Origin of the sequence: Mahella sp. (assembly GCF_020054945.1) — a bacterium.
Classification (GTDB): Bacteria; Bacillota; Clostridia; order Mahellales; family Mahellaceae; genus Mahella.
In genome coordinates this window covers 1-11660 of sequence record NZ_JAIHAU010000062.1, presented here as the reverse complement: position 1 = coordinate 11660, position 11660 = coordinate 1, and the positions used below count along the sequence as shown (strand labels likewise).

12 protein-coding genes, 2 tRNA genes and 1 pseudogene are annotated in these 11660 nt (G+C 42.6%); 8 read left to right on the top strand and 7 right to left on the bottom strand.

The genetic code is table 11. From position 1 onward, the window contains the following. The first annotated feature begins 104 nt into the window (after positions 1-104). Complete coding sequence (hemB, locus tag JG770_RS10025; protein WP_291958503.1) at positions 105-1088, top strand: porphobilinogen synthase; 984 nt, start codon at positions 105-107, stop codon at positions 1086-1088. Next, positions 1088-2374 carry a glutamate-1-semialdehyde 2,1-aminomutase gene (hemL, locus tag JG770_RS10020; RefSeq protein ID WP_291958500.1) on the top strand — a complete coding sequence of 429 codons (1287 nt, stop codon included), beginning with the start codon at positions 1088-1090 and terminating at the stop codon, positions 2372-2374. The genes hemB and hemL overlap by 1 nt, the downstream gene beginning before the upstream one ends. A gap of 219 nt (positions 2375-2593) precedes the next feature. On the opposite strand, the gene JG770_RS10015 is transcribed toward hemL, so the two are convergent. The 7 genes from JG770_RS10015 to JG770_RS09985 all read right to left on the bottom strand — a co-directional run bounded on the left by JG770_RS10015 (position 2594) and on the right by JG770_RS09985 (position 6192). Next, the gene (locus JG770_RS10015; protein ID WP_291958497.1) at positions 2594-2878 is read right to left on the bottom strand and encodes a spore coat protein; all 285 of its coding nucleotides are present in this window, start codon (positions 2876-2878) and stop codon (positions 2594-2596) included. 15 nt (positions 2879-2893) lie between these two features. Beyond that, complete coding sequence (locus tag JG770_RS10010) at positions 2894-3079, bottom strand: spore coat protein (protein ID WP_291958494.1); 186 nt, start codon at positions 3077-3079, stop codon at positions 2894-2896. A 161-nt stretch (positions 3080-3240) separates the two neighbouring features. Continuing rightward, positions 3241-3333, bottom strand: a tRNA-Ser gene (locus JG770_RS10005). An 11-nt stretch (positions 3334-3344) separates the two neighbouring features. Continuing rightward, positions 3345-3433, bottom strand: a tRNA-Ser gene (locus JG770_RS10000). A 181-nt stretch (positions 3434-3614) separates the two neighbouring features. After that, entirely contained in the window at positions 3615-5651 is a 2037-nt protein-coding gene (gene feoB, locus JG770_RS09995) for a ferrous iron transport protein B (RefSeq protein ID WP_291958492.1), read from the bottom strand. A 57-nt stretch (positions 5652-5708) separates the two neighbouring features. Then, a complete protein-coding gene (locus tag JG770_RS09990; RefSeq protein WP_291958490.1) occupies positions 5709-5948 on the bottom strand; it encodes a ferrous iron transport protein A in 240 nt (79 codons plus the stop codon). After that, positions 5938-6192: a FeoA family protein gene (locus tag JG770_RS09985; RefSeq protein ID WP_291958488.1), complete on the bottom strand. Its 255-nt coding sequence runs from the start codon at positions 6190-6192 to the stop codon at positions 5938-5940. Before JG770_RS09985 ends, JG770_RS09990 begins: the two co-directional genes overlap by 11 nt. Positions 6193-6469: 277 nt before the next feature. On the opposite strand from JG770_RS09985, the gene JG770_RS09980 reads away from it, so the two are divergent. The 6 genes and pseudogenes from JG770_RS09980 to JG770_RS09955 all read left to right on the top strand — a co-directional run bounded on the left by JG770_RS09980 (position 6470) and on the right by JG770_RS09955 (position 11627). Further along, positions 6470-6712, top strand: a complete 243-nt coding sequence (locus JG770_RS09980; RefSeq protein ID WP_291958486.1) for a uroporphyrinogen decarboxylase family protein — start codon at positions 6470-6472, stop codon at positions 6710-6712. Between the two features lie 113 nt (positions 6713-6825). Further along, positions 6826-8178, top strand: a complete 1353-nt coding sequence (locus JG770_RS09975) for an FAD-dependent oxidoreductase (protein ID WP_291958484.1) — start codon at positions 6826-6828, stop codon at positions 8176-8178. Positions 8179-8594: 416 nt separating this feature from the next. After that, positions 8595-9038 (top strand): annotated as a pseudogene (gene def / locus JG770_RS09970) (peptide deformylase); the annotation flags it as partial. 61 nt (positions 9039-9099) lie between these two features. Continuing rightward, positions 9100-10029, top strand: coding sequence for a radical SAM protein (locus tag JG770_RS09965; RefSeq protein WP_291958482.1), 930 nt, complete (start codon positions 9100-9102; stop codon positions 10027-10029). An 18-nt stretch (positions 10030-10047) separates the two neighbouring features. After that, positions 10048-10899 (top strand): ARMT1-like domain-containing protein, encoded by an 852-nt coding sequence (locus JG770_RS09960; protein ID WP_291958479.1) that lies wholly within the window; start codon positions 10048-10050, stop codon positions 10897-10899. A 140-nt stretch (positions 10900-11039) separates the two neighbouring features. After that, complete coding sequence (locus JG770_RS09955; protein WP_291958477.1) at positions 11040-11627, top strand: ECF transporter S component; 588 nt, start codon at positions 11040-11042, stop codon at positions 11625-11627. The last annotated feature ends 33 nt before the right edge of the window (positions 11628-11660 follow it).

Below are 11660 nucleotides of genomic sequence, written 5' to 3'. Positions count from 1 at the left end.
GGGCAAACACTCTCACTTTCAGAATCGATGAAAAACGGAGAAATCTGAAGAAATTCTGAGGATGAGGGCGAAATATAATTAAAATATTGAGATAGGAGGAAATCATGGAACTGACAAAACGGCCGCGCAGGCTCCGTACCGATGCCGGAATAAGGAACCTTGTGCGCGAAACGCGCATCTCAAAAAAAGCGCTAATCTATCCCCTTTTTGTGAAGGAGGGCAGTAATCTAATCGAGGATATTCCGTCGCTGGAAGGACAGAAACGATGCAGCCCCGACCAGCTTCCCCGTCTAGTCGAGCCGATCATAAAGGCTGGCATCGGGAGCATACTGCTATTTGGACTGCCGAAAGAGAAGGATGAAGTAGGCAGCAGTGCATGGGACGGCAACGGCGTCGTCCAACAGGCTGTCCGGGTGCTTAAAAAAGAGTATCCGCAGCTCAAAGTCGTAACCGACGTCTGCCTTTGCGAATATACCAGTCACGGACACTGTGGGGTCCTAAATGGACAAACAGTGGATAACGACAAGACGCTCGAACTGCTTGCCAAAACGGCGCTCTCCCATGCCTACGCGGGCGCGGATATCGTCGCTCCCTCCGACATGATGGACGGACGGGTCAGGGCAATCCGCCAGGCACTGGACGCAAACGGCTTTACCGAACGTGCCATCATGGCATATTCGGTTAAATATGCATCTTCCTTCTATGGGCCGTTTCGCGATGCAGCGGGTTCTGCACCCGGCTTCGGTGACCGGAAAGGCTACCAGATGGATTATCACAACAGCCGCGAGGCCATCAAAGAGGCCACGCTCGACGTGGAGGAAGGCGCGGACATCCTGATGGTCAAGCCTGCCCTTTCTTATCTAGACATCATCAGCAAAATTCGCGCGGCGTTTCCGCTCCCTCTCGCCGCGTACAGCGTCAGCGGAGAATATGCTATGATCAAAGCGGCCGCGCGCGCGGGCCTCATCGATGAAGCGGGAGTCGTATGCGAATCGGCGGTGGGGGTATTCCGCGCGAGCGCCGACATTCTAATTACCTACTATGCTCCGCAGCTCGCCGAGTGGATCGACGAGGGGAGGATTGGATAATGGGAAAATCGGAAGAACTATTCAAGCGGGCAAAAAAAGTCATTCCCGGCGGTGTCAACAGCCCCGTCCGAGCCTATCAGGCGGTGGGCGGCGTGCCGCGGTTCATCTCGAAGGCAGATGGTGCCCGTATTATCGATGAAGACGGCCGGGAATATATCGACTTCGTAGGCTCCTGGGGCCCTCTGATCCTCGGACATGCTCGGAAGGAGGTGCTGGAGGCGGTCTGCAAAGCGGCGCGAAACGGATTGAGCTTTGGCGCCGCGACGCGAGCTGAAGTGGAAATGGCCGAGCTGATCAAAGAAATGGTCCCTTCCGTGGAGATGGTGCGGCTAGTCAACTCCGGTACAGAAGCTGTTATGAGCGCTGTGCGTCTGGCCAGAGGCTTCACTGGCAGGCCGAAGATTATCAAGTTTGAAGGTTGCTATCATGGTCATAGCGATTCCATGCTTGTCAAGGCCGGCTCTGGACTGATGACCGGTTCACTTTCGAGCAGCGCTGGCATACCAGAAGCAACCGCCAACGATACGCTGGTCGCACAGTTCAATGATATCGACAGCGTGGCTCGGTTGTTTGAATACAATCCCTCTCAAATTGCCGCTGTCATCACTGAGCTCGTCCCTGGCAACATGGGACTTGTCCTGCCCAAAGAGGGTTTTCTGCAGCAGCTTAGACGGTTCTGCACAGAAAACGGTACCCTGCTGATTGCGGATGAAGTTATCACCGGTTTTCGGCTAGGCACAGGCGGTGCGCAGGAACTGTTCGGCATCCAACCCGATCTTACCACCTTCGGGAAGATCATCGGCGGTGGGTTGCCTGTGGGCGCCTTCGGCGGGCGCAGGGATATCATGTCGATGGTCGCACCCTGCGGCAATATTTATCAGGCGGGCACCCTGAGTGGGAATCCGCTGGCAACCGCCGCCGGCATCACGCAATTGCTCATTCTGAAAAAACACCCGGAAATTTACAGCCGGATAAGTGCCCTAACGCAAACGCTCGCGGATGAACTTACAAAGCAAATTCAGAAATATGATGTACCCGCTACGGTCAATCACATCGGCTCCCTGTTTTGTATGTTCTTTACCAATAGCCGTGTTGAAAGCTATGATGACACCCACTCATGCAATGTCAATGTCTACGCCACCTATTTTAACTATATGCTGCGACAGGGTATCTATCTGGCGCCTTCGCAGTTTGAAGTCGGCTTTATTAGTGACGCCCATACGGAAGATGATATAGAAAGCCTTCTCAAAAAAACCGAAAAATTTTTCAGGAAGAACGCTTTTTGAAAAAGTAAAGGTCTACAGCACAGTACCGTCATAAAGGGAAGCAGAAGTGGGGACTGTGAACTATGATAACAGGTAAATAAGCGTTGGGAGACGCAAATAATTATGTATGCCATAATATCAATCCTCTTTTTATAATATTATTATATTGCAACATCGATTACAGCTAATTATAAAAGGTAGGGCATATGTCGGTTAAGCATATACCCTACCCTATTATTCTTATTGCTGTATTTGGCTTTGCATATTGCGGAATTTTTGCTGAGCAGCGGATATATCCTGCTGATTGGCCTGTTTTACCGGATACCAACCCTTGCGGTTCATCACATTCCATATCATGGCTTGATTTTGCAATTCGTCGTTGAGTATATTTCTCAAATCATCGCGTAAATCCTCAGAAGCCGCTTCGGTACAAGCAATATTGTAATTGCTCGTGGCGGTTTTCTGAGATGTCAAACAATCGTCGGCTATAATCCTATCGTCGAAACCCATCTGATTCTGTGGCATTGTCGCATTCCTCCTTTATTGCAAGTGTCTCATTAAAGTAGCATAATGGTTTTGATGTTTCTGCGCTATCTGTTGAAGCACTGACTTTAATTCCGGATCGGTACATTGGTTGACATAATTTTTAAACTTGGTCACCAGCAGCGCCTCCCCGTTTAATTGATCCTCCAACTGCATCAGCTCTTTAGATGTTAAATTAGGCATATTTATAACCTCCTTTTCGATTATATAATCGGTGTGTTACCAAAATGTATTATGCATCGATATGGAAGGGATTATTACAGGATATTTTTGGATTATAACAATTTTGATCGCTTCACGACTGTTTTTCCGCACTTATATGTAACCGCTGTCGCTTTCATGCTTGGCGGAGAAGGAGGGATTCGAACCCTCGCGCCAGTTTCCCGACCTACGCCCTTAGCAGGGGCGCCCCTTCGACCAAACTTGGGTACTTCTCCACGATTCGATATGGCGGAGAGAGAGGGATTCGAACCCCCGGTACCTTTCGGTATCACTGGTTTTCAAGACCAGCTCCATAAACCACTCGGACATCTCTCCACCGCATTCCCAATTGTCTACTGCTTTATCAGTATAGCAAAGATGCCGGCATTAGTCAATACCAATTTTGCCGTGGGGAGCCAATGTATGATGTTTTGTGCTCGCTCTTGTCCTCCGGTCTGTTATAACAGACCGGAGGCATGCCAAATGGCTTTCGCATACCCTGCTTAAATCTTTGTTTCTATCCAAGCCCCAACAAACTTCCGACCTGGAACACCAAAACCGCCATAACCCAGCCTAATACTAGAGTATAGCCAACAGCAAAACCAGTCCAACCCCACGAATTTGTTTCTCTCTTAATAGCCCCTATAGTTGCTACGCAAGGCACATAGATCAACGTCATAACCATAAAGGCATAGGCTGAAAGAGGTGTCCAGTAACTGCTTATTATACTACCTAGCTCTGCTTCTCCTGCTCCGTAGACTACCGCCAGTGTGCCTACTATTACTTCCTTTGCCAACAATCCGAAAACAAGAGCAGATGCTGCCTGCCAATTGCCAAACCCAGCCGGTGCAAATATAGGGGCTATCAGGTTTCCAAGTTTACCTATCAAGCTTTCTTCGCTAGCATATTCTACTCCCACGGGCAGGTTTGCCAGTACCCAAATCAGTATAACGGCAGCAAAGATTATTGTCCCTGCTTTTTTGACAAACGAGCTTCCTCTCTCCCACATGTGAATCAACGTACTCTTTACGGTCGGCATCCTGTAGGGAGGCAGTTCCATGATAAGGTAGGATGTTTCTCCTTTGAATAGCGTTTTCTTAAATATTACTCCCATTACTATGGCAAGCACTATACCTAAAAGGTATAAAGAAAAGATAACCAGCCCCTGGTTTGCTCCAAAAAGTGCTCCGGCAAAAAGTACATATACCGGTAAGCGGGCTGAACAGGACATTAAAGGGTTAATCAGAATAGTAATAAGCCTATCTTTTTTGTTGTCTAATGTCCTTGTTGCCATGATTGCGGGCACGTTACAGCCAAAACCTATTAACATCGGTATAAATGATTTGCCATGCAGACCCAGGGTATGCATAAATCTGTCCATTATATAGGCTGCTCTGGCCATGTAGCCGCTGTCTTCTAAAAGCGATATAGCAAAAAACAGGAGAAATATCGGTGGTATAAATACTATTACTGATCCTAATCCGCCGATAATACCGTCTACAATAAGGGAGTTAAGCGTTTCATTAGTAATGACCTCTCCCATCAATGCCCCCAACCATTCAAAAAATAGTTCTATATATCCTATTAATGGATCGCCAATGGTAAATGTAAATTGAAATACTGCCCACATCACTATTAAAAAAATAGGTATCCCTAAATAACGGTTTGTTACTATATTGTCTATTTTGTCTGACATTGATAGTCTGTCTTCTACGTCGTGTCTCCTGGTTACTGTTTCTTTAGCGATCCCGCCTGCAAATCCATAGCGCCGCTCAATAATTATGGTTTCGGCGTCTTCTCCTATTTTGTTTTCGAGTTGCTTTACGCTTTCGTTTCTTTGGGTAAGAAGTTTTTCTGTTTTAACCCCTTTAGGCAATATTTCTTCTACTCTTTCGTCTCCTTCCATCAAAGCAAGTGCTAGCCATCTTTGAGGATATTTTTCTAATTCTGGTATTTCGGCAATGAGTTTTATAAGTTTTTGTAGCTGTTCTTCCATATCTTCGCCATAATCTATCTTAAATTGATTTTTCTGTTTTGAGTTACCTGTTTTAACTGCTTTCTCAATCAGTTCGTCTATTCCTTTGTTGCGGGTAGCTATTGTCGGTATAACAGGTATACCCAGTATATTAGATAGTTTTTCTATATCAATTTTTATCTTTTTCCCTTCAGCTTCATCTATCATGTTAAGGGCTATTACTACGTTTGCTCCCATTTCTAAAAGTTGTACCGTAAGGTAAAGATTACGTTCCAGATTGGTTGCATCCACCACATCTATCACTACATCTGGTTTTTCTTCAAGTAGAAAATTCCTTGCAACCAGTTCGTCTTCGGAGTATGCCCCTAAGCTGTAGGTTCCCGGAAGGTCTATAATTTTTAGGGTTTCACCTTGATAAATCATCTGCCCTTCCTTTTTTTCTACTGTAACCCCCGGCCAGTTACCAACGTGCTGGCGGGATCCTGTTAAACTGTTAAACAGCGTTGTTTTACCTGAATTTGGATTGCCAGCCAGAGCTATTATCATTTTCGCCGCCTCTTTTTCTTCTGCTGTTACCATTTCGTCCCTCCTAATTAGCTAATTTTGCCTACTATTTAAGTTTCTAAAAGGTTCTTTTTAACTAACTTCTTTAACCAAAATCTTATGGGACATTCCCCTGCCAAGGGCTATTCTTCCTTCTCCCAGAGCAATAATCATAGCGCCTTCTGAGTCATTTTTTATAACCTTTATTATTTTCCCATGAGTAATTCCAATTTCATTAATTTTGCGACGGAAGGTATGGCCTCCCATCAGATCTTCGACAATAACTTTTTTGCCAGCGGGTACTAATCCAAGAGGCATAATATTATCTTTCAATTTCGGGCACCTCCACTACTACTTGTGCTGCTTCTTCCTTGCGCAAGCTCAGTCGATACCCTTTTATACTAACCTCAATTGGATCTCCCATAGGTGCCATACCTTCAACACTAACTTCCGTGTTGGGTACAAGGCCCATTTCAAGCATGCGTCTGCGAGAATTTCCCTTAGCATCAATACGAATTACTCTTCCTCTGGCACCCTTCGGTAATTCGCTAAGTTTCTTGGTATGAACCGTCTTCATCTTACCCACCTTCTTTTTCGTTTGTATTGTAAGTTTATTACATCAGTATTTAATTAAATTCGCAAATGATAAACATTATCATTTAGTTTATTTTAGTATATCAGAAATAAAAATCTTGTCAAGCTGTTTTTCCTTCCATAATTAGTTGAAAGGCAAGCCTTTTTATCAATAAGCGAAAGGTGTTCTGGCCGAACCCTGACTGCGGACATAGCTCTTTTGCTGAAAGGTATAAAGACAAAACGGCTCATAAAAAATTGCTGCGGTGAATTTTCCCTCATTGGCAAAGGCGGTACCGGAGAATGTGGTGCTCATAGGCAACCTTGATCCAGTGCGGGTCATGTTGAATCTTACGCCACCGGAGATATACCAGTGCGCCATAGAGCTGCTTAATGCCATGGAAAGCGTGCCAAACTTCATATTGAGTAGCGGCTGCGATCTGCCACCGGCCACGCCGCTGGAGAACATAGAGGCATTCTGCCAAGCTGCCGAAGATTACAACTGCGGCACCGCGTTGGAATGAATGATCCAGTATTGACATATGCCCATAATTCGACTATTATTATAATTAGTAAGATTGGGTAAAGGGAACACTCTACTAAGAGCTGTTTTTAAATAAATTATTGAGGTGTCAAAATGGAAAAAACTGATGTACTGGTAATCGGCGGAAGTGCAACCGGTCTGGTAGCGGCAATGACTGCAAAATCCAACTATCCGGATAAAAATGTAACGGTTATCCGCAAAGAAGAAAAAGTGATGATTCCATGCGGAATTCCATACATTTTTGGAACTGTTGGGAGCAGTGACAACAATATTTTGCCCGATGACGGCTTGATCAAGCTTGGAGTCGACATTATAGTCAATGAAGTATTGGAAGTAGATGCAAAAACAAAGACATGTAAGTTAAAAAGCGGTGAAGAACTCGTATACGATAAGTTAATCATAGGTACGGGTTCTTTACCGGCTGTTCCAAGTTGGCTAAAAGGAACAGATTTAAAGAACGTTTTTACTATTCCCAAAAACAAGGACTATCTGGATCAAATTCAGCAAAAACTACAAGAACTGCATAAGATTGTTGTCATTGGAGCTGGTTTTATCGGGGTTGAAGTTTCAGATGAGTTAAATAAAATCGGAAAAGATGTGACTCTGGTTGAAATACTTCCAAATATATTAGGGGCAACGTTTGATGATGAATTTGCTCGCGAAGCTGAAACAATCTTGACCCAACGCGGAGTAAAAATCAAAACCAACTGCGGTATAGATGAAATTATAGGTGATGGTAAAGTCAGTCAAGTGCGTCTGAAAAATGGTGAAGTAATGGATGCTGACGCAGTTATCCTGTCTTTGGGTTATCTTCCGAACACAGAACTGGCAAAAAATATGGGATTGGAATTGAATGCATTTGGATTTATAAAAGCGGATCAATACCGCCGCACCAGCATTCCGGATGTATTTGCAGCCGGAGATTGTGCGGAAAAAGTTGATTTTGCAACCGGCAAGTTGAGCAAGATCATGCTGGCGTCAACAGCTTGTACGGAAGCAAGAACAGCAGGTTTAAATCTTTATGAGCTTAATACTTTTAGCACTTTCAAGGGCACTGTAGGGATCTATGCGACATGCATTGGAGAAACAGCCTTTGGTGTAGCCGGTTTGATTGAAAAACAGGCGATAAATGAAGGATTTAAAGTGTTAACAGGTATATTTACAGGAGTAAACCGTCATCCTGCTAAAATTTCGGATGCGCATAAAGAAACAGTAAAATTGATTGTATCAAAGCAATCAGGTGTAATTCTAGGTGGCGAAGTAATGGGCGGAAAATGTGCAGGTGAATTGACAAACGCAATGGGTATAGCTATTCAAAATCATATGACCGTTCATGATCTTTTGATGACGCAGATTGGCACGCAACCATTGTTAACAGCCTCTCCTGCTGCATTTCCATTGATTAAGGCAGCCGAAGCCGTTGCAAAAACATTGAAAAACATTTAAAATCTGCAGCATGTACATAGGTGCTTGCCATATGGAATGATGTACCGTATATTCACATATTGCGCTAAATAGCAGAATAGCTACATTTTACAGTATTGAAGTATTTAGTATTGGGAGCCGTAGGGCTCCCTTTTTATTATCGTCTAAATTTTGCTTATAGTTATTGACATATGTTCATAATAGAGTTAATATAGTTATAGACATAGGCCAATAACTATACTTTGTGCTACAACAGCGTTTATCAATGGGGATGAGCCTATAGCTGCTAATGTAAGCAAAGAAAAATATTGGAGCTATTAAGTTTGAAGGCGGCAAAGCAATTGCGAGCAACGAGTGCATCGAGCGTGTTGCGTGCATCGCGGAAGAAACTTGCCTCTTTCTTATAAAATTATTCATACATGTAAAGGAAGATATATATGGCGCTGCGAAACATTATGAACTATCAGACCGATGATATATTGCGAAAAAAAGCAAGAACAGTAGAGAAAATCGACAATAAGATACTGACATTGCTTAAAGATATGGCTGAAACCATGTATAATTCAGACGGAGTCGGGTTGGCAGCCCCACAGGTGGGTATATTGCGACGGCTTATTGTCATTGACGATGGAACAGGGCTTATTAAACTTATTAATCCTATTATAATAGAAACTGCCGGAGAACAGCGAGAGATGGAAGGTTGCCTGAGCATTCCGGGTATTTATGGCAGGGTGATACGCCCAGAAAAAGTAATTGTAAAAGCTCTTGACGAAAATGGGCAGCTTTTTGATTTGACAGGCACAGGGCTGTTGGCACGTGCTCTTTGCCATGAAATTGACCATCTTGACGGTGTTTTGTTTATTGACAAGGTTATACCGGAATCTATGATTAATCAAAATACTTTAATATCGGAGGTAAAAATAAATGATCGTATACGGGCCGGTGCCATCCAGACGTCTAGGCCAAAGCATTGGAATAAATAATATTCCGCCAAAGTCATGTTCATACTCCTGCATCTATTGTCAACTAGGCAGAACCAACAGGATGCAGGTAAATAGACATGAATTCTATAAGCCGGAGGAAATTTTTCATGAAGCTAAATTAAAAATTAAACAGCTTAATAATAAAAATGAATATGCCGATTATTTTTCATTTGTTCCTGACGGGGAACCGACTCTTGATATAAATCTGGGAACAGAAATTGATATGCTAAAATGTTTTGATATAAAAATAGCAGTCATAACCAATGCGTCACTCATATGGATGGATGATGTAAAGGAGGATTTAATGAAAGCGGATTGGATATCCGTCAGCATAGATGCTGTAGATGAAGATACCTGGCGAAAAATAGACCGGCCGCACAGATCATTGAAACACCAGGATATTCTGAATGGTATTGTTGAATTTTCAAAAGTATATAAAGGCACATTGGTCACTGAAACAATGCTTGTAGACGGTATAAATGATCATGAGGCATGCATAAAAGGGATAGCGGAACAATTGGCTGTGATACTCCCAAAAAAGGCTTATTTATTAGTTCCTACTCGGCCACCAGCAGAAAATAACGTAAAAAGGCCTTCAAAAGACAGCCTTATCAATGCCGCTGAAATGGTTCACAGCATATCCGGAGTGGATGTTGAATGCATAACCGGCGACGAAAAAGAGGAAGGGTTTTTCTTTAGCGAGGATATAGTCAATGATATTTTAAGCATTACATCTGTGCATCCTATCAGAGAAGAAATTGTTAACGAAATGCTCAAAAAAAGAAATTTGGATAATACAGTAATAGACAATTTAATAAAACAGGATATAATCATTGAATATTTACATGAAGGGAAAAAGTTTTACAGAAGAAACATAAATGATATTTGAAATTGTGGAGGTTGTTATATGGAAATATTTCTTGATTGTCTGCCATGTATGCTGAGACAGGTTCTCGAAGCATCCCGGATGGCAACCGACAAGCCTGAATTACAGGAAAAAATCATGGAGGAATCAATAAGAATCCTTTCAGATTATAAAAGATATAGATGTTCGCCGGATATAGGCAGGGCAATGCATCAAACCGTAAAGAAATATACCGGTGTTTCCGACCCTTATGCAATGATTAAAGATAGAGATATAAAAGCAGCGAAAAAAGTATATCCTCTACTCATGCGTTTTTTGCAAAAAAAGCAAAATAATCTTTATTGGGCTTTAAAAATAGCGGCTGTAGGCAATATTATTGATTCCGCAATCAATAATAACGTAAATATTGAAGACTCTATTGAGAAAGAACTAGAAAAAGAGTTCTCAATCTGTGATATCGATGTCTTCGAAAATAAACTGAAAACAGCCAAAAGACTTTTGATTATTGGTGACAATGCGGGCGAAACCGTGTTTGATAAGGTGCTGGCCGAGCACCTATCACAACTTGAAATCATATATGCAGTCAGAAGTGAGCCGATTATTAACGATGCTACTATTAAGGATGCCTATGATTCAGGGCTGGGCGATTATACAAAAATTATTTCTACAGGTTGTAGTGCTCCGGGAGCCATTCCTGAAGAATGCAATAAGGAATTTTTAGACATATTTAATAGCGCGGATATCGTGATCAGCAAAGGGCAAGGAAACTTTGAAGCCCTTTCAGATTATAGGCAAGAGGAATTTTTCCTGCTTAAAGCAAAGTGCCCTATAATATCCCAAAAGCTTAACGTCAGCTTAAATGATTATGTTTTTAAGTATAATAAAAAAAGCTGATAAAGAAGGGTACACGGAAACAAAGTTATATACTTATAGCCAATGACTATATGCCCATAATAGAGTTACCATAATTATGAGCAGACGTCAAAAACTATACGAGCGATGTTTGCTGGTATTTTTAATTTGGAGGGAAGAATATGAAAAAACTGTCAACAAAAAATTTAGTGCTATCCGGATTTTTTCTTGCTCTTGGACTTATACTACCATTTTTAACAGCACAAATCCCAAGTATAGGGAATAGACTGTTGCCAATGCACATTCCGGTTTTCCTTTGTGGCTTTGTTTGCGGATGGCCATATGGCTTGATCGTTGGCTTCATCGTACCCGTATTTAGGAGCATGCTGTTTGGTATGCCGCCGATGTTTCCCACTGCTGTCGCCATGGCATTCGAACTGGCTACATATGGTTGCATGTCAGGTCTTCTGTATAAATTACTACCGCAAAAGAATGCTTACATATTTGTATCATTGATTATTTCTATGATTTGCGGGAGAATTATCTGGGGAATTGTCAGCTTATTCCTGTATGGGTTGAGCGGGACCGCATTTACATGGGAGCTTTTTATAGCGGGCGCTTTCTTGAATGCAATTCCGGGCATAATAATTCAACTTATTATCATTCCCATCATTATCATCGCTCTGTCAAGGGCAAAACTTATAGAGCTATTTGCGCTGTACCTATTTTCGCTCAAAATCAAACAGTACATTAGCCTTGCCGTCCAATAAAATTTGATTTTTATCTCATTATGTCTTTATTAC